General features: G+C 47.2%; 21 protein-coding genes. 1 reads left to right on the top strand and 20 read right to left on the bottom strand.

Translation table 11 applies throughout. The annotated features are described in order from the left end of the window. Nucleotides 1–138 precede the first annotated feature (138 nt). From A8806_RS06170 to A8806_RS06150, 5 genes are all read right to left on the bottom strand, one after another. Nucleotides 139–1,977 carry a glycerophosphodiester phosphodiesterase family protein gene (locus A8806_RS06170; RefSeq protein WP_109730316.1) on the bottom strand — a complete coding sequence of 613 codons (1,839 nt, stop codon included), beginning with the start codon at nt 1,975–1,977 and terminating at the stop codon, nt 139–141. Between the two features lie 177 nt (nt 1,978–2,154). Next, nucleotides 2,155–2,640, bottom strand: coding sequence for a GNAT family N-acetyltransferase (locus tag A8806_RS06165; RefSeq protein ID WP_109730315.1), 486 nt, complete (start codon nt 2,638–2,640; stop codon nt 2,155–2,157). A gap of 54 nt (nt 2,641–2,694) precedes the next feature. Further along, nucleotides 2,695–4,089 carry a hypothetical protein gene (locus A8806_RS06160; RefSeq protein ID WP_109730314.1) on the bottom strand — a complete coding sequence of 465 codons (1,395 nt, stop codon included), beginning with the start codon at nt 4,087–4,089 and terminating at the stop codon, nt 2,695–2,697. A gap of 18 nt (nt 4,090–4,107) precedes the next feature. After that, the gene (locus tag A8806_RS06155; RefSeq protein ID WP_109730313.1) at nt 4,108–5,703 is read right to left on the bottom strand and encodes a M56 family metallopeptidase; all 1,596 of its coding nucleotides are present in this window, start codon (nt 5,701–5,703) and stop codon (nt 4,108–4,110) included. A 6-nt stretch (nt 5,704–5,709) separates the two neighbouring features. Beyond that, entirely contained in the window at nt 5,710–6,069 is a 360-nt protein-coding gene (locus A8806_RS06150; protein WP_109730312.1) for a BlaI/MecI/CopY family transcriptional regulator, read from the bottom strand. A 91-nt stretch (nt 6,070–6,160) separates the two neighbouring features. On the opposite strand from A8806_RS06150, the gene A8806_RS06145 reads away from it, so the two are divergent. Further along, nucleotides 6,161–7,240, top strand: a complete 1,080-nt coding sequence (locus A8806_RS06145) for a cation:proton antiporter (protein WP_330405298.1) — start codon at nt 6,161–6,163, stop codon at nt 7,238–7,240. A gap of 3 nt (nt 7,241–7,243) precedes the next feature. On the opposite strand, the gene A8806_RS06140 is transcribed toward A8806_RS06145, so the two are convergent. The 15 genes from A8806_RS06140 to A8806_RS06070 all read right to left on the bottom strand — a co-directional run bounded on the left by A8806_RS06140 (nt 7,244) and on the right by A8806_RS06070 (nt 23,846). Beyond that, complete coding sequence (locus A8806_RS06140) at nt 7,244–10,594, bottom strand: response regulator (protein ID WP_109730310.1); 3,351 nt, start codon at nt 10,592–10,594, stop codon at nt 7,244–7,246. Next, nucleotides 10,594–11,871, bottom strand: coding sequence for an ABC transporter substrate-binding protein (locus A8806_RS06135; RefSeq protein WP_109730309.1), 1,278 nt, complete (start codon nt 11,869–11,871; stop codon nt 10,594–10,596). The genes A8806_RS06140 and A8806_RS06135 overlap by 1 nt, the downstream gene beginning before the upstream one ends. A gap of 186 nt (nt 11,872–12,057) precedes the next feature. Next, complete coding sequence (locus A8806_RS06130) at nt 12,058–12,372, bottom strand: hypothetical protein (RefSeq protein WP_109730308.1); 315 nt, start codon at nt 12,370–12,372, stop codon at nt 12,058–12,060. 88 nt (nt 12,373–12,460) lie between these two features. Beyond that, nucleotides 12,461–13,744, bottom strand: coding sequence for a bifunctional phosphoribosyl-AMP cyclohydrolase/phosphoribosyl-ATP diphosphatase HisIE (hisIE, locus tag A8806_RS06125; protein ID WP_109730307.1), 1,284 nt, complete (start codon nt 13,742–13,744; stop codon nt 12,461–12,463). Nucleotides 13,745–13,766: 22 nt separating this feature from the next. Beyond that, nucleotides 13,767–14,357, bottom strand: a complete 591-nt coding sequence (gene hisB, locus A8806_RS06120; protein ID WP_109730306.1) for an imidazoleglycerol-phosphate dehydratase HisB — start codon at nt 14,355–14,357, stop codon at nt 13,767–13,769. A 20-nt stretch (nt 14,358–14,377) separates the two neighbouring features. Then, the gene (gene hisD, locus A8806_RS06115; protein WP_109730305.1) at nt 14,378–15,679 is read right to left on the bottom strand and encodes a histidinol dehydrogenase; all 1,302 of its coding nucleotides are present in this window, start codon (nt 15,677–15,679) and stop codon (nt 14,378–14,380) included. Further along, on the bottom strand, nt 15,679–16,326 hold the full coding sequence (gene hisG, locus A8806_RS06110) for an ATP phosphoribosyltransferase (protein ID WP_109730304.1): 648 nt from the start codon (nt 16,324–16,326) through the stop codon (nt 15,679–15,681). The genes hisD and hisG overlap by 1 nt, the downstream gene beginning before the upstream one ends. 12 nt (nt 16,327–16,338) lie before the next feature. Next, a complete protein-coding gene (gene hisZ / locus A8806_RS06105) occupies nt 16,339–17,589 on the bottom strand; it encodes an ATP phosphoribosyltransferase regulatory subunit (protein ID WP_109730303.1) in 1,251 nt (416 codons plus the stop codon). A 76-nt stretch (nt 17,590–17,665) separates the two neighbouring features. Further along, on the bottom strand, nt 17,666–18,199 hold the full coding sequence (locus A8806_RS06100; RefSeq protein WP_109730302.1) for a Holliday junction resolvase RecU: 534 nt from the start codon (nt 18,197–18,199) through the stop codon (nt 17,666–17,668). 1 nt (nt 18,200) lies between these two features. After that, entirely contained in the window at nt 18,201–19,166 is a 966-nt protein-coding gene (locus A8806_RS06095; protein WP_109730301.1) for an RluA family pseudouridine synthase, read from the bottom strand. 12 nt (nt 19,167–19,178) lie between these two features. Next, nucleotides 19,179–19,757: a hypothetical protein gene (locus A8806_RS06090; protein WP_109730300.1), complete on the bottom strand. Its 579-nt coding sequence runs from the start codon at nt 19,755–19,757 to the stop codon at nt 19,179–19,181. A 26-nt stretch (nt 19,758–19,783) separates the two neighbouring features. Next, on the bottom strand, nt 19,784–20,542 hold the full coding sequence (locus A8806_RS06085; RefSeq protein ID WP_109730566.1) for an SDR family NAD(P)-dependent oxidoreductase: 759 nt from the start codon (nt 20,540–20,542) through the stop codon (nt 19,784–19,786). Nucleotides 20,543–20,565: 23 nt separating this feature from the next. Then, nucleotides 20,566–22,476 carry a YgiQ family radical SAM protein gene (locus tag A8806_RS06080; protein WP_109730299.1) on the bottom strand — a complete coding sequence of 637 codons (1,911 nt, stop codon included), beginning with the start codon at nt 22,474–22,476 and terminating at the stop codon, nt 20,566–20,568. Between the two features lie 3 nt (nt 22,477–22,479). Beyond that, the gene (locus A8806_RS06075) at nt 22,480–23,145 is read right to left on the bottom strand and encodes an HAD family hydrolase (protein WP_109730298.1); all 666 of its coding nucleotides are present in this window, start codon (nt 23,143–23,145) and stop codon (nt 22,480–22,482) included. Then, a complete protein-coding gene (locus A8806_RS06070; protein ID WP_109730565.1) occupies nt 23,139–23,846 on the bottom strand; it encodes a pseudouridine synthase in 708 nt (235 codons plus the stop codon). The genes A8806_RS06075 and A8806_RS06070 overlap by 7 nt, the downstream gene beginning before the upstream one ends. Nucleotide 23,847 lies beyond the last annotated feature (1 nt).

Raw genomic sequence — 23,847 nt, 5'->3', positions numbered from 1 at the left:
TTTTATTTTTCTTGGAACCTTATCCATATTATAATACTGTAAAATACTTTCATTTGCAATAAAAATAACTGTGATTCATACCTCCCGGAAGCCAGAAACTAACTGTAAATGGAAAACCGGGAAGGATATGGACGGTAATCACCTGACGGGTTCCCCCTCATACACATAATATTTCCTTCCTTTTTCCAGATATTTATCAATCTCCGCCCTGGCCAGGTCGGGCATATCCGTGGTGATTCCGGATGCACCCATCTGAAGGTAATTTGCCATATCATCATAATTATTGGATGTCCAGATATACACAGGAATCAGGCTGTTTCGAGCACGTTCCATAAACCTGTTGCTCGCAACGCCCTCCTCCACTGCGAGGAAATCAATATTATAATCCCAGACAGCATCCTCAATCTTCCCTGCACTGCCGAAAATGCAATAACCTACCCACCAGTCCGGGCGCTGTTCTTTCAACAGGGAAACACTTTTGTAATCAATCGACATAAATATACACTGCTTTTGTGCGCTGTTTTTTTCTACTACTCCAATCACTTTTCTGACAAGCTCCTCTTTCGTGTCTGAAGTTGGCTTTAACTCCACCAGCAGTCCTGCCCTGTTCTTCATTCCCTGAACTGCCTGAATCATCTCCTCAAACGTAGGGATTTTCCCCTGTTTTCCATTGGAAGTGATTGTCAGTTCCTTCAGCTCGGCAGCCGTCATGCTTTCTACCTTACCCGAAATGCCTGCAAGCCTCTTTAGGCTTTCATCATGAACAACAACAGGAACCCCGTCTTTTGAAAGCTTTACATCTATTTCTGCGTAGTCGGCCCCAAGACTAACAGCTTTTTCCACTGCGGCAATGGTATTTTCCGGTTCGTAGATACACCCTCTGTGGCCGATTGCCGGAGGCTTATGAACCAGAGGTGCTTCATTAAAATATCCGTTAATAACTGCCGCAATTAACAGGATGGCAAAACCTGCCCAGACTTTTTTGTGCTTTCTGGAATTCCAGAACTTTTTCCCTGTTCTGATAAGAGCTCTCCTGCCGCCCGCAGCGGCTGCAACAGTACGCCCCAAGGCCTTCGTATTCTTGATTCCCGGAAGTTCAGGGAGCTCCTCGTATTTATCCAGAATGTCAAACATAAATTGATAAATCAGTGCCATTGCCACACACTGAATCAGTACAAGAAGTATCCAATACAAGAATCCTGTACGAAATGACCCTGAATGAACCAAATATTTCAGCACCGATATATTGAAATCCTGACTTTGAATCAGTCTTCCCTGCAGCAGGTACACAATACCACCTTCTACGGCAATCCACAGGAAAAAGGCTCCCCAAAGCTTTATCTTATCCTTCCACTGCATGAGGCGGAACCAGTAAAAATTCTGTTGTACCGCTTTCAGGAAATTCGTACGCTTTAAAAACATGGCCGGTGGTACCAGGGCCAATGCAAGAAAGAGTATAATATATCCGGCCCGTCCAGCCAGAATACCCATACTGCCCAGAGTGGTCTTCTTAAGTTCATTCACCACAAATCTCGGGATATCAATCCGGCTGACCAGAGAATTCAGGTATCCCGCATGTACCAGCGGAAGGAATAATACAAAATAGACTCCTGCCAAAAGGATGGAAATATGCTTCAGCCCCTTCAGTGTCTCTGCGGAACTCCTTAAAATGTCTATAAGACCGGGCCGTTCCCCTTTCCTGCACCAATACAGTGTATGGAGGAGGCAGCTGATCTCATAACAGCACCACAGCGCGGCCGCCAGAAAAAGTACAATAGTAAGTATCAGTCTGACAGGTGAGAGGACGCTGAGGAACATCTCCTCATTAAATACCGGCGTATCCCCCAAGACCCAGACATTAAAAATCCAATTTAAAAGCGGCCCTATTACCAAAACAGAGGCAGGCTTAAAAAACGCTTCTACCTTCAATACTGCAAGACAGCTCTGCCCCAAAGCAAATGCTTTTCTTCTGTCCACTTTATCATCTCCTTTCCTGATCTGCTCTTTATTGTTAATTAGTATGACTCATTATAATCTTTGCCTATCTATGAGTCAATTATATATATATTTAATATTTTCTAAAGATTTTATAAGCTTACAAAAGGAAACTGGCAGGATAAATCACTTCGCCCTGCCAGTTTCCTTTTATATCTATTATTTTAGTTTCAGCCGCATATCATACCATACGGCACCACCGTGTACTGAATCAGACACCCCTTCATTCATAAACCCAAATTTTTCGTAATAATGAAGCAGTTTCTCCTTGCAAGTTAGTACTACCCCCAGCCGTCCCTGTTTCTTAGCGTCTTCTATTACCTCTCTGATTAATTTTTCTGCACATCCCTGCCTCTGGTATTCTGGAATCGTATCCACACCGAAAATCATCTGCCAGTCCCCATACTCATTATGCATAGATGCATTTTCATACATCTCATCACACAAAACCGATTTGTCCGATACCATTCCGTTCACAAAAGCGATGATTCTCCCATCATCCTCCAATAACCAGAAATGATCTGGATATGTCATCAGCCTGTTTTTGAATGCCTCCCTGTCAGCCGCTTCAGCTTTCGGAAAGCACGCTGCTTCAACCGCTGCTATTGCATCTAAGTCGCTTAATGCCGCTTTTCTTATAAACATATTACCTCCGTCAGTTCTATCCTTCCTTTACTACCATCGTTCTCTAATTAATTATTACCGATACACTTCAAAGTACCCCAGACTGCATCCCGTGAATTCGATATATTGAGTACTTGCTTCTTCCCCAGCCGACTCCAGCAGTTTTTTAAATCCTGCTTCATCCAAAGTACCTTTTCCGGCCTCTTTTTCTGCTAATTCTTTCACCTTCTGGTTCACCTTATTTATGAACTCCTCCCTTTCCTGCACGGTAAGTTTAGCGGCATCTGTGATGCGGTATGTGAATTCATATTGTCCATCGACACTGCCGACCTCTACTTTGTCCCCGTAAACATCTTCTATCAGTGGAACGTAGATATCCCCTGTGCAGCAAAAGTCTGTCTTTTCACCGGTATAAACTTCGGTCATCCTCGTATGGTATTCATCCAAAGCCCTCTGTACCGTATCGTGAAGGTATGTCCAGTTTTTGTCATTCTCAGACAGCGAAGCCATAACCATCTCATAGGCATACCCTGTCCCCTCCTCATCGCCAGTATCATCAATAAAAGCATTGTATATAGTTCGGTTATATTCGGAAACAGACATTTGTTCATAATTCTGCGGTTTGAATCTTTCCATCACCAGATTGTACTGCTTCTTTGTATAAGAAAAACTATCTTCTGAGGAGACATCTGTAGCCTCACTGCCGTTATCCTGCCTGAAATCATAAGGGGTATCCCAGTAATAGTCGAGATCAGCATTTCCGCCCCATGTGATTCCCCCGTCCAGAGATTTCAGCAGTTCTGTTAAATGTGAAGAAAGAGTTTTTTCCATCTTCTCTTCCTCTTTCAGTGCACCCGCCTGCTGCTTCATCATATATTCTTCCAGCTTATTGCCGATACTGTCCAGTAAATCATCGCGCTCTCTGACGGTCAGCTTCTGGTCCGTGTCCAGATTGTAGTCAAAGCTGAAGTCTGCATATGCACCCGTCAGCAGCACTTTATCCCCAAAAACATCTCCGTAGGTCTCATATAAAGCCTGACTGCTGTGCCAGGGAGCCTTCTCTCTTTCACATGTATTGAAGTGCTTTTTTTCACATTCATTCCATGTATTTCCCAGTGTAACCAATATAAAGTCCGCATTTTCATCTTCTTCTGAAAGCGTGGCAGAAACACGGGCTAATATATCTTCTGTTTTGTGGTACTCTTCCTCATCTTCCCAGTTCAGCACTTTATGGTTAAACTCTTCCACCGGCAGTTTCCCATATCCTTCCGTCTGGAAGGAAAGGAGAAAATCATAATCGGCCTTCGTGTACTTTTCTACAGGTTTTCCCCATCTGTATGCCTGATACCTTGTACCCGAAACAGCCTCAGGCTGTGCCGGTCTGGCAGGTGAGGATGCACACCCTGACATTGCAGCGATGGCCGCACTAATCAATAACAAAACGGTTGTCTGCTTTTTCTTATGGAACATATTGTTATCCTCCCCGCTTTAATAGCTTTCAATATTCGTTATTTTTCCACCGGTAAAAGAGATCTTATCTGTGGCATATTTTTTACCTGCTGTAGTCAAAATTTTCCGAAGGCCTTCTTCTGTAAAGGGATCTTCATAATTTTCATCTGCGTAATCCTGCATACTATGCATGATGTTCTGCAGGAAAGCATCTCTTTCCTTTACAGTCAGTTTATCCTGATGCAGGATGCGGTAACTAAACTCATAGTCTGCATGTCTGCCGCCTGTTACGACCCTGTCACCGAATACATCTTCTTCCAGTTCAAGTTCGACAGAACCATAGAACACAGGGTCGTTCTGCTCCCCTGAAAACACCTCATCCATACGTGCCGAATACTCTCCGAGGGATGCCTGAACAGTATTGCAGAGATAATCTGCTTCCGGATCGTCAGCAGGCAGAAAAGCCAGAATCTGTTCATACAATTCTCGCTGCCCGTCATTCTCCACAGACAGCAGTGCATTTATCCTGCGGTTAAATTCAGCGATGGACATCTCTTCATAACCTTTCAGTTTGATCCTCTTTAGCAGCTTCTGATACTGCGCCTTTGTATAGGAGGGTTCCTGAGGATATTCCGCATCAAAAACACTTTCCTGCACCGTTTCTCTGGATATGGTTTGCACCCCACTTGCGGAAGCACGCCCGGCAGGGGCAGAGGTTGCAAATACGATCGTGATAACCCCGATCAGGACAGCGGAAGCCACAAGGTTCTTCACTGATTTTTCCGGTGATTTCATAATGGCGGTGATCCGTTCTTTTAGGGCATTTCTGCTGAAGCAGTTTGCCAGAGGTGCAAATTCTGTCCGGCGTTCCTCCATTCCTACAAGTGTCAGTGCATAGTCGGCCCGGGACTGCTGTCCATACAGATGAAGCACGGATTCATCACAGGAAATCTCCAGATCACGGTTTGCCAGTATATACATGGCCCAGACAAGCGGGTTGAACCAATGCAGACATAATGCAGCGGCTAAAAACCACTTAATCAGGGCATCAAATCTGCGGATATGAGACATTTCATGTGCCAGAATATATCCCAGCAGCGCCTCATCAGACCAGTCTATCTCTGCCGGCAGCAAAATAACCGGCCAAAGTATGCCATAGGTCAGCGGGGCCTCTATTTGATCCGAGTACCGTACAAAAACAGGGCGCCTCAGGCGGTGACATTCGATCCACTGCCTGACCCACTGGCTTTCCGCCGGAAGTGATGTACGGTATATCCGCCGGTTCCTGATATGGCAGATCAGGATCCCAAGTGCCAGCAGCAGACCCCCGGCAAGCCATACAATGGCCCAGAAAGAAACGGGCACTGCCACTCTTCCGGATGAAGAAGCTGACGCCTGCGCAGCCACTCCCGGCAGCAGGATCCCGCTGCGTCCGGCATCGGAAAGCCCCGGTGTTACCGTGTAGATACTTGCCGGTGAAGATATGCGCACCGGCAGCAGTAAACGGGTTAATGCTACGGCCCATAACAGGAGAAATGCCTTTTTGGGCAGATGGTGAATCGTCAGGGAACGGACCAGTGTAATTGCCATAATGATTACCGATCCTTCGAGAGTCATCTCGATTAAGGACATCATAGATTGTCACCTCAATTCTTCAATCAGCGCTTTCATGCGCTCAATCTCTCCCTTGGAGAGCTTTCTGGCTCCAAGTAAAGAGGCTACTAGGAGGTCTGCAGACCCGCCGAAATTCCTCTGGATCAATTCCTCAGTCTCCTGTGTACAGATTTCTTCCCGGGTAACAAGGGGCCGGCAGTGAAATCCTGGATCGGTACGCTCTATAATTCCTTTATCAATACATTTACGTATCACCGTGTACGTTGTCGTCTTGCTCCATCCCACCTGTTCAGATAACTGCCCTGCAATTTCCTTTGCGCTGAGGCTGCCGCTGCTCCACAGGCATTCCATCACACGCCGTTCTGAATCAAAAAGTTTTAAGTCCATTTAACGCGCCTCCGTTCTACTGTAATAGAATATAGTTTCATTCTACTCGAATAGAACAGCGATGTCAAGAGTATTATGATAAGTTTGATCCATTCTGGCTGTTTCTTCTGAACTGCGGCAGATGGCCCTTATCATTATCCTGCTTAAGGCCGGACTTTCCCTCGATCTGTCAGATCTTAAAAAGGTGGGGCGGCCTGCGGTTATGATGTCATGTATCCCCGCCAGTTTTGAAATATTGGCTTTCTTTCTGTTTGCCCCACATATACTCGGTATCACAAAAATAGACGCCGCTGTTATGGGCGCCGTACTAGGAGCAGTGTCCCCGGCTGTCGTTGTGCCAAGGATGGTACAATTGATGGATATGAAATACGGTACATCCAAAAGTATCCCACAGCTTATTCTGGCTGGTGCTTCCTGCGATGATATCTTTGTAATTGTACTATTTTCAACATTTACCAGCATGGCACAGGGAGGGAATGCAAATCTCAAAGATTTTGTGAATATTCCTATCTCCATACTTCTTGGAATCGTACTGGGTGCCGCCGCGGGATTTATCCTCAGCCTGTTTTTTGAAACTGCATATGCACATGAACATTGTGTCAGAAACAGTATGAAGGTGATTATTGTACTTGGGACTTCGTTTATGCTGACGGCGATTGAGACATGGCTGAAAGATATCATATCGGTTTCCGACTTACTTGCAGTAGTAAGTATGGCCTGTGTACTCAAAATGAAGAGTACTGCGTTCGTATCAAAAAGACTGTCCGAGAAATTCGGGAAATTATGGCTTGCGGCAGAGGTTATCTTATTTGTGCTGGTAGGCGCGGCAGTTGACATTCGTTATACGATGGAGGCCGGACTGGCAGCAGTTGTAATGATTTTTACTGCTCTTCTGTTTCGTGCGGCAGGCGTTTATATTTGTCTTTTAGGGACCCGGCTTAATTTGAAAGAGCGCCTCTTCTGTATGATTGCATACATGCCGAAGGCTACTGTACAGGCAGCAATCGGCTCGGTTCCACTGTCATTGGGACTGCCCTGCGGCAAAATCATTCTGTCTGTTGCCGTATTAGCAATTCTTATTACAGCCCCTCTCGGAGCGATTGGAATGGACCAAAGTTATAAAAAACTGCTTTGCAGAGACAAAGACGGAGATTCCCATCTCCGTCCCTGATCCTTAAGTATTCGTTCTTTTCTGATATAGGTAAAGATAAAGTATCCGTTCCAGTTCTTTTATATCAACCGGCTTTGCAAGATGGGCATCCATACCTGCATGCAGTGCGGCCCGGACATCCTCTTCGAATGCATTCGCAGTCATGGCGACAATCGGTATACTCCCGGCGTCCGGCCTCTTCAGCCTCCGGATTGCCTTTGTAGCCTCATACCCGTCCATCTTCGGCATCTGGACATCCATGAGTATTAAATCATAGTATCCCTCTTCTGATGCAGCAACCTTATTCACCGCTTCCTCTCCGTTTACAGCCTCCTCAATCTGCACACCTGTATCACTGAGCAGTTCATAGGCAATCTCACGGTTTAATTCATTATCCTCGGCCAGAAGAATTCTACTGCCCGAATAGTCAGGCTTCCGGTCCACAAACTGCTCCTCTATGGATTCACCACTGCCGCTCAGTTCTCCCAACAGGCCGCAGATCTTTGAACGGTAAAATGGCTTTGAGATAAAGGCCGTTACACCTGCCGCCCTCGCCTCCTGCTCAATTTCCGACCAGTCATATGCAGTCAGCACAATAACCGGAATCCCATCGCCTAGTTTCATCCGTATCTGTCTAGTGACCTCAACACCATCCATACCCGGCATTTTCCAGTCGACAATGACCATATTAAATGGATCTGAAGTTTCCGCCTCACAAACTGCACACTGCACTGCCTTTTCACCATCTGTCACGAACTGGGCGCGCAGGCCCATCTCCTTCAAAAGTTCTGCCGCATTTTCACATGTCTGCACATCATCGTCCACAATCAGTGTCCTTATTCCAATCCATTCCTCAGGTACTTCATCTGCTTCAATATCCTGTACCTTGAGAGGTATTGTTACTGTAAATACAGACCCCCTGCCCAATGCACTCTCAACCTGGATATCGCCGTCCATCAGGTCAATTACATTCTTCGTGATTGCCATACCCAGTCCGGTTCCGGCTATCCGGCTGCTTGTCGAATCTTTTGCACGTTCGAACGGCTGAAACAGTTTATCCAGAAATTCCTCATTCATCCCGATTCCATTATCGGCACAGACAAATATGTACCTCTGGTAACCTTTACGTATGCACTGCTCCTGCCTTACCTCCACATGGATACAGCCGCCCTCAGGCGTATACTTTACGGCATTGCTCAGGATATTGAGGCATGCCTGCTGAATGCGGAGTGCATCCCCGGATACATCCTCATCCTTAATAGCCATATGTACATCCAGTTCCTGCTGCTTTTCATTCGTCTGGGGACGGATTAACTCAATCGAATTTGCAATCAGTTCCGCAAGATTAAATGGTTCCTCGCTCAGTGACATCTTGCCGCTCTCTATTTTTGACATATCCAGTACATCATTGATCAGACTAAGCAGATGGCTGCTGGAAAGGTTGATTTTTTTCAGGCATGCGGCCACTCTGTCCCTGTCGTCAAGATGGGCCGCCGCAATCGCAGTCATTCCGACAATGGCATTCATTGGTGTCCGGATATCATGGCTCATATTCGATAAGAACTGGCTCTTTGCGCTGTTTGCCGCCATTGCATTATCGAGCGCACTCTGAAGTGCCTGTCTTCTTTGTTCCTCCTCATATCTCTGCTCATCGATACAGCGTGAGATCAGAATTGCCAGCTTATCCTTTGAGTATGGGTTATCCACATGAATGATCTGTGTAGAGGTCCAGTGATAGACTCCGTCTCCAAAGCTCTGTTTTGTCTCCAGAAATACTTCTGTCTTGTTCTCTCCCAGAACTGTGTCAAGGTTTTCGAGTGAGAAGCGGGCCCTGAACTCCTCACGGCTGTCCGGATGTACACTGGATGCAAATACATCAAAGAACTCTGTGTAGGACTTCTGTTCCCCGAGACCGGGCATATCCTTGCTCTCTGTATAAATGAAAGTAACAGTATCCTTCGTCAGATTGATGCTGATGATTACCGGATAGGCATTAGATATCGCCCTGACCAGAGTCAGGCGTTCCTGGAGCTTCGCCTTCTCCTCTTCCTCCTCGGCCAGCTTCTTATCTGTAATATCGTGAAACGCAGCAATCAGAACTGGAGTGCCGTCCTCATCCAGCATTTTTTCTATAATACCGGCCGCCCATAAAAAACAGCCGTCCGATTTTTGGATGCGGTGCTCAAAAACATTTTTCCGCGAATGGGCAATCGTATCTTCAAGAACTCCCGCCATTTCCCTGTAATCATCGGGATAAATAATATCTTCCAGACACATTTCCCACATTGGTGTATCTTCCGGATAATCCAGAATTTTCAGGCCTTCCCTGTTCATCTGTATGATCCGGTAAGGCGGATCAACTGTCAAAAGCGCTACAGCATCCGGAATCGCATTATAAAGATGCCCGATATAGTCAGCCTGATTCCGGAGCTTTTTATTTGTCCTGTTTACATAACGGATATATAGAAGTATCAGCAGGCAGATTCCCACAATAATGCTTGCTATCAGCATCATGGAGCGCCTTAATATCTGATTTGTCTGTTCATCCACTACCTCTTTCGGAATAATGGAAATTAGATACCAGTCTGTCTCCAGTTTCAGCGGGGTATAACAGAATACCGTCTCCTCGCCCTGATAAACAAACACTGCATATCCGCTTTTCAGATTCTCCAGAGAGTCCCTGAACCGGCTCAGGCTTTTCGGGTCATTCTCTACTTCCGGCAGCATATCAAACAGATTCTGAACGGTTTTATTGCTGTCAGGATGCGGTGAACGGATCAGTACATCCCCCTGCCGATTGATCACATAGGAAAATCCGGCATTGTTATAAAATGACAGGCTGAAACTGTCAACAATACTCTCGATCTCGTACTCCTTCACGATCCATCCTTCTGTCCCGTCAGCCAGACTGACTTTTACAAACAGGTCAAACACATTCATTCCTGTAACACTGCTGATATGTGGATTGATAATCCCTTTTCCCTGCTTTGTATTCTCTAAGAAATTCCATGCATTCTCATCGATCACAGAACCATCCGGCATACATCTGCCGTCAGACAGATAAAGGCTGATCCCGCTCTCTATTTGTGAATAGCCGCTCATGGCCTCTTCTATATCTTCATCGCCCTCTCCCGGGCTGATTTCCTCTATGTTCTGTGCAGCCGTGCTCATTGTCTGGTAATCTTCTGTAAGCTGCACTTTCAGGGTACCGCACCCCTGTCTTGTACTCTCGGCAATTGTATTGACAGATTGTTCCCATAACTGTTCCTTAACACCTCTCACAAACAGGAACGTAAAAGTACAGAGCAGTGCGGCAACACACACAGCTGTTACTGCTATTTTCTTTTTAGATCCCCCGGAGCTTTTCTTTTCCATTACAAGGCTCCCCTTTCCAACTCTGCCTCTTTATCCATCTGATCCATGACAACTTCGAGTTTTTCCCCTGACAGCAGGCTCATGGAAGCTTCTGCCGTTAATTCCCAGACTGGCAGGTAAAGCAGGCTGTCTGTACCGATCACATCCCGCCCCTCCTGATAGCATGGGACCAGAGGCTGGATTTCTTCCACAGAAGAAGGGGTTCCACCTTTCAGTGGGCTGAATGATGACTGCTGGTCTGCCAATTTCCGGATGTTCTCCTCCTGCGTAAAATACTCCAGAAACCGCATCGCCGCTTCAGTATGTTCGCTCTGCGCATTCACACTCAGACGTACATCCGGATTGATTACAAGCAGTGAGCCATCCTCCAGAACCGGATATGGCACAACTTCAAAATCAAAATCTGGTTCCATATTATGTACGCGGCCGGCCGCCCACGCTCCAGTCAGCATAAACGGACATTCCCCTTTTACAAATTCTTCCAGATCGTCCGAGGTCTTCTTTGTATCAACAGCCTTCCCGGCATCGATGTATCCTTTACTGATGAATTCCTCCGCAACCGAAAAGCCAGATGTCAGATAATCACTGAGCCTGTCTTCCCCACTGTTCAGGCGCTCCATGACTTCTTTCTGTCTGCCCTCCTGATATGTATAAAAGAAGCCCTCCCCGATTGCCAGAGTCTTCAGTGAAATATCATTATTGGCAATAACCGGGGTAATTTCCTGCTTTACAAATATTTCACAGATTTCCTTCCATTCTCCCAGATTCTCCGGCACTTCCAGATCATACTCTCTTAAAAGATCCAGATTGCAATACAGCCCGAAGGAAGACACCGTTGTAGGCATCCAATAGATCTCTCCATTATCCATCATCTGGTCAACCATCTGATCAGTATATTCCTCTATGGTACTTAAATCCGAAAGATCCGCGAGCTGTCCCTTTGCCTTCAGTTCGAGAACCGCGTCATGGTTCACCATGAACACATCGTCTCCCTTGCCGGCCTCCATCCTCTTTTCCAGTGCGGTATAATAATCATTTCCCTTTAAACTTTCGTATGAAACCCGGATGTCGGGGTTTTCTCTCATAAATCCGGATATGATCTCTTCGATTACAGTCACATTCTCCGGTTCGTATTTGTTGCCAAAGAAGGTGATAGACGTAACGTCCTCCTTCGTTTCCTCATAATTAACAACACTCCCTTTTTCGGAACAGCCGGTAAGAAGAAAGATACTGGCTGCGGCTAAGGAGCATAATTGCTTTTTTCTGACTTTGTTCATGTTAATCTCCTGGTATGTCCATAATGTATTTTTTCGATCGGCCCATACACATTTCTATTAATTCTAACATACAGGAAATGAATGCGCAATGAATTTAGAAATACCCGATAACAACAAAAAAACGGCAGGACGCTGATATCCCGCCGCTTTTGGCAATCACCACATCTGGCCGTAAGCATACTTCAGCTAAAGATTCTTCCATACAGCCTCAATATCTTTCATATCCATCTGCTTTTCAATCTGGTTTACGATCTTGTCGCTGCTGACATTTGCCACATTTACTTTTCCGTAATCCATCCAGACATAACAGACGAAGCAGAGAATGCCGAGTGACAAACGGAAGAAAAAACTGTTTTTCGGCCTTTCCTGCATACCGTCGTCATACAGGTTATTGTAGATATTACCGTAACGTGGATGTACTGCCGGTACAAAGCCGTCCTCGTTATAAAGCTTTCTTGTCTGGCGGAGCAGTTCACGGCGCCGCGCCTCTGATTCATTCATGGTTCACGACCTCCTTGGTTTAAAAAAGGCATATGATACGTCTAACATATCATATGCCTTTTGTGCCCTTACTAGAACTTCCCGCCTCTTATCTGTCTGCAAGTTCATTTGTAATATCATCCCATGTAATTCCCCGCTCCACCATGAGAACCATTGCGTGGTAGAGGAAATCGGACATCTCATATTTAATTTCTTCCGGGTTCGGATTCTTGGCGGCAATGACGATCTCCGTCGCCTCCTCTCCGACCTTCTTCAGTATTTTATCGATTCCCTTATCGAACAGATAGTTTGTATAGGATCCTTCCTTCGGATTCCGTTTCCGGTCCAGAATCGTTTCATATACGGACTCAAATACCTGGAGCGGATTCTTTGCATCGTAATCGCTCCCCACTACGGGCTGGAAGAAGCATGTACGGTTACCTGTGTGGCAGGCGGCACCAACCTGTTCTACCTTCGCAAGCAGTGTATCCTTGTCGCAGTCGATCGTCAGTGTCTTTACGTACTGGTAATGTCCGGAGGTCTCGCCCTTCACCCACTGTTCCTTCCGGCTCCTGCTGTAATATGTCATCCGTCCGGATTTCACGGTATGCTCGAAAGCCTCCTCGTTCATATAGGCCATCATCAGCACTTCATTTGTCTTGTAATCCTGAACGATGACCGGGAGCAGTCCGTCTGAATTCAATTTAAACTCTGAAAAATCCATCATGCTCTCGAATGAGGTCATCTTAATCCCCTCTGATGTACAGATATTCTTAAACGAATTAAAGTCCATATCCCGCTGGCTGATGAACATACCGGATACCCCTTTTACACCACTGCATTTCAGAATCTTCAGTATTTCCTCCTGTTCCATTGTATCGGTTACTACGACACATGGAATCTGCGTCACATTCATGACTGAATTCAGGTCCAGCCTGTGCATAAAGATAATCTCCGTGCTGTACTCCTCAATCAGGTGCTGCTGTTTGAACAGCGCATCAAAATCATTCAGGGACACGGCAATCCGCTCTTTGCCGAAACGCTTGGATACCTCCTCAATCAGGTCTATGGACAGGTGTTTGGAAAAGTTCAGCATTGCACGCTTCGCGCCTGCATACAGAATCTTCTTCACATCCTCCTGTCTGCGGATATTTCCACCCGCAACCATCGGGATGCTGATGACACGGTTGATCCGCTTCATCAGGTCGATGGATTCCTCGTGTTCTTCATCAGAGCTGGATAAATCAAAGATAATCAGCTCATCCGCACCCATTTCTCCATAATGCTTTGCAAGAGAAACTACGTCTTCCGCGATCACTTCTCTGTCATCAAACCATTTTACAGCCTTCCCGCCATCAATAAAAATGCAGGGAGTCAATCTCTTGTAACTCATTTGTCATCTCTCCTTTATCCGATTAAAGGCTGCCCTTTGTGGACCACACCTCTTTCATTCTCGGTTCTTCCATTGTCGCCATGTCCAGCGCCTTTCCGAATGCTTTAAATAAAGCCTCCGCCATATGGTGGTTATTGCCCTCATCCAGTATCTTCAGGTGCAGGTTCATGGCCCCGCTGTAAGATACCGCATAGAAAAATTCTCTGACCATCTCCGTATCCAGACCGCCGACTTTTTCCACGGTAAACGGCGCACTGTAATTCAGATAGGGGCGCCCTGACAGGTCAATTGCACACAAAGCCAGTGTCTCGTCCATCGGAAGCATGAAGCTCCCGTAGCGTTTGATTCCGGCCTTGTCACCCAATGCATTGGCGATTGCCTGTCCAAGTACAATGCCTGTGTCTTCAACCGTATGATGGCAGTCTACCTCCAGGTCTCCCTTTACCTTTACTTCGAGATCGAATAAACCATGCCTTGCAAATCCATCCAGCATATGGTCAAAAAAAGCGATTCCCGTATCAATCTGGTTCTTTCCCCTTCCATCCAGATTGATCGTTAAAGTAATCTCCGTCTCCTTCGTTTTACGCATACAGCTTCCTGTCCTGTCCATCATACATCCCTCCCTAAAACAATTTATTGTTCTTCCTTCTCAAAACGGACTTTGATTGAGTTTGCATGGGCGGTCAGCTGCTCCGCCTCCGCAAACTTTTCAATATCCAGATGCACTGCCTCAAGCGCTTCTTTTGAATACGCTATGATACTGGATTTCTTCAGGAAATCATCCACGGACAGCGGTGAGAAGAACTTGGCGGTCCCGTTTGTCGGCAGGACATGGTTCGGCCCCGCAAAATAGTCCCCCAGCGGTTCGCTTGAATATTCCCCGATAAAAATGGCTCCTGCATTGCGTATCTTCATCATGACCTGATAAGGATCTTTTGTCACGATCTCCAGATGCTCCGAGGCAATCTCGTTCGCCGCGGCGATGGCATCCTCAAGCGTATCAGCCACGAGTATATGTCCATAATTATCCAGTGACTTCTGAATAATCTCTCCCCTGGAGAGCTCTTTCACAAATGCATCTACCTGCGCGGACACTTTCCGGGCCAGTTCCTCACTTGTTGTCACGAGAATCGCTGATGCCAGCTCATCATGTTCAGCCTGGGAAAGCAGGTCCGCAGCAACATATCTCGGATTGGCAGTCTCATCCGCAAGTACGAGGATCTCACTTGGTCCGGCGATGGAATCGATGCTCACGTGGCCGTATACTGCCTTTTTCGCAAGTGCTACATAAATGTTTCCCGGCCCCACGATCTTATCTACCTTCGGAATACTTTCAGTTCCATAAGCCAGCGCGGCGATCGCCTGTGCCCCGCCCACCTTGTAAACCGCTGTCGCACCGGCCTCTTTTGCGGCAACCAGCGTAGTCGGGTTCACCTTTCCGTCTTTCCCCGGAGGCGTAGCCATAACGATCTCATCCACTCCCGCAACCTTGGCAGGCATAATGTTCATCAGGACAGAGGACGGGTACACTGCCTTGCCGCCGGGTACATATACACCGACACGTGCAAGCGCCGTTACCTTCTGTCCGAGCAGCGTGCCGTCCGGTTTGCTGTCAAACCAGCTGTACTGCATCTGCTTTGCATGATAAGATTCAATATTCTTCAAAGACTTCCTGATGATTTCAATCAGAGAATCATCGACCGCATCGTAGGCCTCTTTCACTTCTTCTTCCGTCACAAGGATATTCCCCGCATTTACATCCGCACCATCGAATTTCTTCGTATAAGTAAAGACTGCCTCGTCCCCTTTTTCCTTCACTTCATCCAGAATCACATGAACACTTGCCTCATACTGGCCATAATTGTTGGGGCTGCGTTTTAAAAGGTCATCCAAAAGATTCTGTCTCGTGCTTTCATCTAATTTCTCTATACGCATTACGCTTCCTCCTGTAGTAAATTCCGAAGATTCATAATCAGTTCCTTGATCCTGTCATTCTCCATCCGCATACTTACCGGGTTGACGATCATCCGGGCGGAAAGCGGGCATACTTCCTCCAGTACGACAAGCCCGTTTTCTTTCAATGTGGAACCGGTCTCCACGATGTCGACAATCACCTCGGAAAGGCCCACGATCGGCGCCAGCTCGATGGAACCATTCATTTTGATGATCTCTACTGTCTGATGCTTTTTATTGTAAAAATAATCCTTCGCAATATTCGGATACTTCGTTGCCACACGGATCAGTTCATGGTGCTTTAAAAGCTCTGCCGCATCCTCCTGTCCGCACACGCACATCCGGCATTTCCCAAAGCCTAAATCCAGCACTTCATGGACCTTTCGCCCTTCTTCCACAATTGTATCCTTCCCGACTACGCCGATGTCCGCAGCGCCGTATTCCACGTAAGTCGGAACATCCGGCCCCTTTGCCAGAAAGAATTTTAATTTCAGTTCTTCATTTACAAAAATCAGTTTCCGGGAGTTCTTATCCTTCATCTCATCGCATGTGATTCCCAGTTTTTCAAGCATTTCCAGTGTTTTACTCGCAAGACGCCCTTTCGTGAGGGCAAATGTTAAATATCTCATATCAGACTTCCTCTATTTCCTTTTTCCAGCATTAATCAGCTTCTCTTCCCCGTTTTTCAGGTTCACCATCTCGATCGTCAGGTCATCCTTCAGATACAGCATGCTGACCGCCTGTGTCCGTCTGCCATACTCCAGATATTCCTCCCGCTCATCATCCGGATTCCTCTTGAGCATCTCTACGCACTTTCCTTTTGAACGGAAGTTCCTGGCAAGGGAAATCGCCCATTTCTGCGTCGCCTGCGTATAGACGATCAGGTTCGTATGTGCAGCCTCTATCTGTATTTTCTGCCGGCTTAAAGCACTCATTAGTTCATCTACAATAACCGCAAACCCGATGGACGGCGTATTCTTTCCAAATTTCTCAAGAAGATGGTCATAACGTCCGCCGCGTACAATGGCATCTCCGGTTCCATATGTATAGGCACGGAAGATAATTCCGGTATAGTAACCATAACTTCCACTCATGCTCAGGTCAAAAGTAATATGGTCCTGTACCCCGTACAGCGTGAGTATCTTATAGATCTGCTGCAGGCGGGAAACAGCCAGCTTCGCACTGATATTCGGTGCAATCTCCATTGCCTGGTTTAAAATTTCCACATCCCCGATTAGTTCGGGAAGTATCTGAAACGCCTGTTTGATCGTATCTTCAACATCCCGGTTGTCCAGAATCTCCTCTACACCAAAATAATTCCTGTTCGTGATCAGATGATGGATCTCTGTCCGTTCTTCCTCCTCAAGGCCGGTCGCCTCCAGAAGGCTCTGGATAAAGTCCACGTGGCCGATATTGATCTGGAATTCTTTCAGGCCCACTTTCCTAAGGCCGTCTGCAAGCATGGCAAGCAGTTCGGCGTCAGCTTCTATAGAATCCACGCCAATCAGCTCTGCCCCCATCTGGGTATTCTCCTTCAGCCTCCCTTGGTAGCTGGAATGATTGATGAATGTATTCCCCATATAACAGAGGCGGATCGGGAACTCCTCGTCCTCAAACAGCGTCGCAGCAGCCCTCGCGATGGAAGGGGTAATATCCGGGCGCAGAGCCAGTGTATTCCCATCCCTGTCAAAGAACTTATATAGCTCACGGGAGGAGATGGTTCCGATCTCCTTTCTGAACACGTCAAAATATTCAAATGTCGGTGTCTGTATGTCCTGATATCCGTAGAGGTGCAGGACGTCCAGAAGCTTTCCCTGTACGGACAGCTTCTTCTTGCATTCTGTATTGTAAATATCCCTGACTCCTTCAGGAGTATGTAATTTCTGTTCCATAGTTTAATGCCCTTTCACTTTATCGTGCTAATACGCTAAATTACTTTGTAAATTATACGCAGTTTCTTGTGCATTGTCAATCCCTGGAGTCTAAATCCTTCTGTATATAATCCAGATATGGCACAAAACAATTATTTTTCAGTTTCATAAAATAGGCAGGGTCCAGTTCTTCATAGCGGAAGCTCTTACGCCCGCCTTCTGAAGCCCTGTCCCAGAATTTCCTGATTTCTTTGTATCTCATATAATATAATTCGTTGTTGCTGCTGTAATAAATAATCAGAAAGGAAAGCCCTCCCTGTTTCTCAAACTTCTCCATAAATACCATCTGGTGCTCATGCACGTTCTGCAGTGGAAATGTATCCGCACTGCATTCCTTTGCATCAAAACAGACCGGAATCCCCTGCACTGCCCCGATATAATCCACCGTACTGATCTTGTCAAAGTAGGCCAGCGTAATATGGCGGCGCTCCTTGTCTATCCTGACAGGTGTAATGGGGGTCGGGATCTTCTGGATCAGCGCCAGCCCCATCTCTTCATATCGTTCATTCGTACGGTTGATCAGATCTTCCAGTGTCGATCCCCTTAACCCTCTGGAATTCCATGTAGCCATCTTATAAAACTCCCTTATCTGCTGCTATTTCGCAAAACTCCTTTGTAAGAGGCGCGATAAATTCTTTTTGGGACAGGTTCGAAAGTGCCCCTTTCAGTTCCGGGAAGATGAGCCTGTACGCATGAAGGAGCTGGTGCTCCAGTCCGTAAGCTTTCCTGTAGCTGTCGTTAACATTCCGGTTCCCGTACTTATAATCCCCGATAACCGGATGTCCTACTGAAGCCAGATGCGCCCGGATCTGGTGCGTCTTCCCGGTAATCAGGTGGACCTCCAGAAGCGTCACGTCCCCGTCTGCCTTCAGGGGGCGGTACTCCGTCTCAATCGGGTCTGCACCATCTGTCTTCACGGTACGGACAGTTACCTGATTCGTCTTTTCGTCCTTTGCTAAATACCCCTGTATCCGTGACGGTTCCGTTATATTTCCCGCAGCGAGGCAGAGGTAATATTTCCCGAGCGTCCTGTCCTTAAAGAGGCGGCTTAACTCCTGCAGGCCTTTCAGGCTTTTCCCTGCGGCGATCATCCCGCTTGTATTCCGGTCGAGACGGTTGCAGACAGAAGGCTTAAACGTCTTCAAATCCTGCTCTGAAAGCTGCCCGGAAGTAAGCAGGTATGTGATCAGGTGTTCCACCACCGACTCATCCGAATCCACCGCTTTCTGGGAAAGCATTCCTGCCGGCTTATTGATCAGCAGGATGTTCTCATCTTCATAGAGAATATCCAGTTTTTCCTTCGTATACTGCACCAGACTGCTGGAGAATCTGGCAATCGTTTCATCGGAAAGAAACAGCTTCACCTCGTCACCGCTCACCAGCTTTTCATTTCCCGCCGCTTTTTTCCCATTCAGCGTGATATTTTTCTTGCGGAGCATTTTATAGAGAAAACTCTTCGGCGCCTCATTCAGATACTTCGCAAGCATCTTATCCAGCCGCTGTCCGGCCTCGTTGTCTTTAATGATAATCTGCTGCATTCGTAAACCTTCCTACATTGAAATATTTAAGATAACATGTGCCATCTGTTCTTCCAGTTCCTTTGTGTCACTCTTTTCCACGGCCGCGATGGAATTCAGTCCCTCAGCCCTCGCCAGAAAAGCAGTGTAATTATTCAGGATCTTAACAGATACATCCGGGAACTGGTTCTGGTTCAAAATCCCCCTGATATGGGAGGCCGCATATTTCACGTCCACTTTTTCACTATTCGTATAGCCGAAAATCGTATTGCCGGATATCACGATGCAGTCCATCGGCATGACTTTCTCACGGCTTGTAATAATCATATCATATATCGCCGTAATATACCCTGTCTTGTCTTTAATTTCTTCTGCGCGGATACTTGCAATGGAAGGATACGGAAAACGGGTGATCACCCCCACCAGTGCTTTGGATGCAGGCAGGCAGCCGAGTATCGCGACAATTGTCAGAAGATTTTTCTTTGTGTGGGCCTGGCTGTAACCGAGAAAAAAGACCGCTGCCACAAGGGCAAAATAAATAATCGTGCGGATGATCTCCACCTTCTTCTTATAATCCAGATAGCCGGGATTTCCCTTTATTATCTTTTTCATTCGTATGTCTCCTCAATTCTCTATATCTAGTTTGAAAGTAAATCCATGATAACACGGTGAGGCATAAGCTTCGCGCCAAGCTCTGCGCCCTTCATTGCAATTCCATAAACGGATATTTCTTTTTTCTTCCTCACGTCGAGAAGTGCCTTTTTCACTACCCTGTCCGGTTTCGCCATCACGGCATCCTTCCATTTGTTGGGAAGTTTTCCCGAGACATCGAAAAACTCTGTTGCCACGGGTCCCGGGCAGACTGCTGTCACATAAATGCCCGTGCGCTTCAGTTCTGCACCAAGGGCCCTTGAAAAACTCAGAACATAAGATTTCGTAGCCGCATAAACGGCAAAAGACGGCTGCGGACAGAATGCCGCCGCGGAAGCCAGATTCACAACCCTGCTCCCAAGGCGCAGGTAAGGCAGGCAGATGAGAGTCATCCTTGTGAGCGCCCGGCAGTTCAGATCAATCATCGCCGTCTGGGCTGACGGTTCCCTGTGGGCAATCTTCTTCACCTCACCTACCTTCCCGAATCCGGCCGCATTCACAAGCATCCGTATATCCGGTGTTTCTTCCTTTAACGCATGTTCTAACTTCTGGTAAATCTCACCCTTGCATAAATCGCCTGCAAAGATCCTGCATGGAACGGCACTTCCTTGTGCAAGGGCGGCGAGTTTCTCCTCCCTGCGGGCAATGATCCAGATCTCATCCAGATTATGGTAAAAATACGGAAGCTGTCGGACAAATTCCCGCCCCATACCCGAGGAAGCCCCCGTTACAATCGCAATTCTCACATCAAACACCTTCTTCTCTCTAATCACCTTCCGGCTTTTTTCCTGCTGACGCTGCGGGCAGGCTTCTTTTGTAAAGGTCTGCCGGCTTTTGTTTTTCCCTGTGTCTGTTTCCCCACAGGGTGCTTCTCACTTGAAAACTTTCTGGGCCTGATCAGGCACTGTTTCCCAAACCCGACCAGATCCATCCGCCCCGCCTTTTTCAGCGCCTCCATCACAAGGTCATAATTATCCGGATTCCTGTACTGGATCAATGCCCTCTGCAGTGCCTTCTCATGCGGGTTCTTCGGTACATACACCTTTTCCATTGTACGCGGGTCAAGCCCGGTATAGTACATACATGTGGAGATGGTGGACGGAGTCGGATAGAAATCCTGTACCTGCTCCGGCATATATCCCAGATCCCGGCAGTATTCTGCAAGCTTCACAGCCGCTTTCATGTCGGACCCTGGATGGGAAGACATCAGATAAGGCACAAGAAACTGCTGTTTATGGAGTTTCTTGTTCATATCCTGAAATTTTCTTGTAAATTCCTCATATACCTGATGCTTTGGCTTGCCCATTTTACTTAAGACTTCATCCGCGACATGCTCCGGGGCAACTTTGAGCTGCCCGCTTACATGGTATTCGCACAGTTCCCTTAAGAATGTTTTATCCTTGTCTGCAAGCAGATAATCAAACCGGATGCCGGAACGGATGAATACTTTTTTTACCTTCGGCACATCTCTCAGCTTTCTCAGCAGTTCCACGTAGTCTCTGTGGTCTGCATCCAGGTTCCGGCACGGCTGCGGAAACAGGCACTGTTTCTCCTTGCATACACCGTGCTCCAGCTGCTTTCTGCAGGACGGATGGCGGAAATTAGCCGTCGGCCCGCCTACATCATGAATATATCCCTTAAAATCCGGCTCATTTGTTAAAAGCTCTGCCTCCTCCAGAAGAGATTCATGGCTGCGTGTCTGGATAATTCTGCCCTGATGGAAGGTGAGTGCACAGAAGTTACATCCGCCGAAGCACCCCCTGTTGCTGATCAGGCTGAATTTAATCTCGGCAATGGCCGGGACTCCCCCTGCCTTTTCATAGGAAGGATGGTACGTCCGCATATAGGGAAGTGCATAGACATCGTCCATCTCCGTCTGGCTAAGCGGTCCAGGCGGCGGGTTCTGGACCACATACAAGTGGTCTGAATACGGCTCCACAAGGCGTTTTCCTGTAAAGGGATCTGTATTCTGGTACTGCGTATAAAAGCTTTCAGCATATGCCCGGGGCGACTTCACCAGTTCACCATAGGACGGCAGGACCACCGCGTCATATACGGAATCAAGACTTTTTGTCTTTACGACGGTCCCGTCAAGATAGGTCAGGTCCGATACATCAATACCCGCATCCAGAGCCTCCGCAATCTCAATAATGGAACGTTCCCCCATCCCGTAAGATATGATATCTGCGCCGGAATCCAAAAGGACGGAGCGTTTGACCTTGTCAGACCAGTAGTCATAATGTGCAAGCCTGCGAAGACTCGCTTCAATGCCTCCCAGAATAACCGGCGTATGCTTATACGTCTGCCGGATCAGATTGCCATAGACGACTGCAGCATAATCCGGACGTTTCCCCATCTCCCCGCCGGGTGTATAGGCATCCTGACGGCGCCTCTTCTTAGAGACCGAAAAATGGTTCACCATAGAATCCATATTTCCCGCCGAGACAAGGAAGCCGAGACGCGGCTCCCCGTATACCGTCACGCTTTCTTTCACCCTCCAGTCCGGCTGTGCGATAATCCCCACCCGGTACCCGTGGGACTCCAGAATTCTGGTAATAATGGCATGTCCAAAAGACGGGTGGTCGACATAGGCATCTCCAGAGACATAGACGAAATCAACCCGGTCCCATCCCCTGTCCTTCATATCCTGTTTACATAGTGGTAAAAACCCCTGGTTCATCTTCTATACCTCATAGGTGTTATTTTTAATATCATAATAATCATGGATAAAATAATCGGCCAGACGCTTTTTCTCGGCCTCATCCGGTCTTGAAAATTCATCATCCACGGCACATACAGTCATCCCCGCATTTAAGGCCGCCTCAATCCCTTTCGGAACATCCTCGAATACCAGACAGTCCTTCGGGTCTACATTAAGGTCTTCGGCAACCTTCAGGTAAACATCCGGTGCAGGCTTTCCGGCGGCCACTTCGCATGCCGTTCTTACAGAGGTAAAAAACTCCTCCGCATGGAGTGCTTTCAGGACCGCATCTACAAGCTCTCTTGCGTTGCTCGTGGCGATCCCCATAAGGATCCCCTGTTCCTGCATCTGTTCCAGAAATTCACGTGCCCCCGGCTTGAAAGGAACCTTCGATGCATACAGCTCCATCGTCATGTTCTTCCATTCCTCGCGGACATCATCGAGGGTGCACTCCAATGACGGGAATGTATCCAGAAAATACTGTGCCGTTTCTGTGTAGCTCATCCCCTCGATCGCCTTATGGAAATCCTCCGGCTGTGTCAGGTTGTATTTTTCCATATATATGTCATCCACCTCCGGCCAGATCCACATGGAATCAACCAGTGAACCGTCCAGATCAAATATTACCGCTTTTTTATTCTCTAACATAATTGTGCTATCTCTTCCTTTGTCAATTCTCTGTATTCTCCCGCCGCAAGGGTTTCATCCAGCAAAAGAGGTCCCATACGGATACGTTTCAGGTAAACAACTTCCTTGTCCACCGCCTGAAACATCCTCTTCACCTGATGGAATTTTCCTTCCTGTATGGTCAGTTCAATCCGTGATATCTCGTCTGATTCAAGAATCTCAAGCTTTCCCGGCAGGGTCTTTTGCTCTTCCCCGATATCAAGGCCTCCGGCGAAAGCGTCCACATCCTCTTTGGTGACCTTTCCTGAAACCTCCGCGTAGTACACCTTGTCAACATGTTTCTTTGGCGACAGGAGCCTGTGGGCAAGCGCCCCGTCATTTGTAATCAGGAGCAGCCCTTCTGTATCCTTGTCCAGCCTTCCCACCGGGAACAGGTCCTTACGTCTTTTGCTTTCAATTAAATCAACCACCGTCCGGTCCCTTTTGTCCTCTGTTGCCGAGACAACGCCGGAGGGCTTGTTCAGCATATAATATTCATACTCCGTATAGCCGACAATCATCCCCTGGCAACAGACGGTGTCTTTCTCCGTGTCGATCTTCGTCTCCGGCTTTTTAACCACTTCCCGGTTCACGGTTACCTGCCCCTTTGCGACTGCCTTTTTCACCTCACTGCGGGTTCCTGTCCCCATGTCGGCAAGATATTTATCCAGTCTTAACTTCATA

Source organism: Faecalicatena orotica (assembly GCF_003149245.1).
GTDB lineage: Bacteria > Bacillota > Clostridia > Lachnospirales > Lachnospiraceae > Faecalicatena_A > Faecalicatena_A orotica.
The sequence above is the reverse complement of the archived record's forward strand: the minus strand, read 5'-3'. Positions and strand labels throughout refer to the sequence as shown.

Coding starts and splice junctions, on each gene's coding strand:
- hisD (WP_109730305.1), bottom strand. CDS start 15,679: ATGCGTATAGAGAAATTAGATGAAAGCACGAGACAGAATCTTTTGGAT.
- A8806_RS06080 (WP_109730299.1), bottom strand. CDS start 22,476: ATGAACCAGGGGTTTTTACCACTATGTAAACAGGATATGAAGGACAGG.
- A8806_RS06095 (WP_109730301.1), bottom strand. CDS start 19,166: ATGCAGCAGATTATCATTAAAGACAACGAGGCCGGACAGCGGCTGGAT.
- A8806_RS06130 (WP_109730308.1), bottom strand. CDS start 12,372: ATGAATGAATCAGAGGCGCGGCGCCGTGAACTGCTCCGCCAGACAAGA.
- hisZ (WP_109730303.1), bottom strand. CDS start 17,589: ATGGAACAGAAATTACATACTCCTGAAGGAGTCAGGGATATTTACAAT.
- A8806_RS06135 (WP_109730309.1), bottom strand. CDS start 11,871: ATGAACAAAGTCAGAAAAAAGCAATTATGCTCCTTAGCCGCAGCCAGT.
- A8806_RS06155 (WP_109730313.1), bottom strand. CDS start 5,703: ATGATGTCCTTAATCGAGATGACTCTCGAAGGATCGGTAATCATTATG.
- hisIE (WP_109730307.1), bottom strand. CDS start 13,744: ATGAGTTACAAGAGATTGACTCCCTGCATTTTTATTGATGGCGGGAAG.
- hisG (WP_109730304.1), bottom strand. CDS start 16,326: ATGAGATATTTAACATTTGCCCTCACGAAAGGGCGTCTTGCGAGTAAA.
- A8806_RS06100 (WP_109730302.1), bottom strand. CDS start 18,199: ATGGCTACATGGAATTCCAGAGGGTTAAGGGGATCGACACTGGAAGAT.
- A8806_RS06140 (WP_109730310.1), bottom strand. CDS start 10,594: ATGGAAAAGAAAAGCTCCGGGGGATCTAAAAAGAAAATAGCAGTAACA.
- A8806_RS06090 (WP_109730300.1), bottom strand. CDS start 19,757: ATGAAAAAGATAATAAAGGGAAATCCCGGCTATCTGGATTATAAGAAG.
- A8806_RS06075 (WP_109730298.1), bottom strand. CDS start 23,145: ATGTTAGAGAATAAAAAAGCGGTAATATTTGATCTGGACGGTTCACTG.
- A8806_RS06160 (WP_109730314.1), bottom strand. CDS start 4,089: ATGTTCCATAAGAAAAAGCAGACAACCGTTTTGTTATTGATTAGTGCG.
- hisB (WP_109730306.1), bottom strand. CDS start 14,357: ATGATGGACAGGACAGGAAGCTGTATGCGTAAAACGAAGGAGACGGAG.
- A8806_RS06165 (WP_109730315.1), bottom strand. CDS start 2,640: ATGTTTATAAGAAAAGCGGCATTAAGCGACTTAGATGCAATAGCAGCG.
- A8806_RS06070 (WP_109730565.1), bottom strand. CDS start 23,846: ATGAAGTTAAGACTGGATAAATATCTTGCCGACATGGGGACAGGAACC.
- A8806_RS06150 (WP_109730312.1), bottom strand. CDS start 6,069: ATGGACTTAAAACTTTTTGATTCAGAACGGCGTGTGATGGAATGCCTG.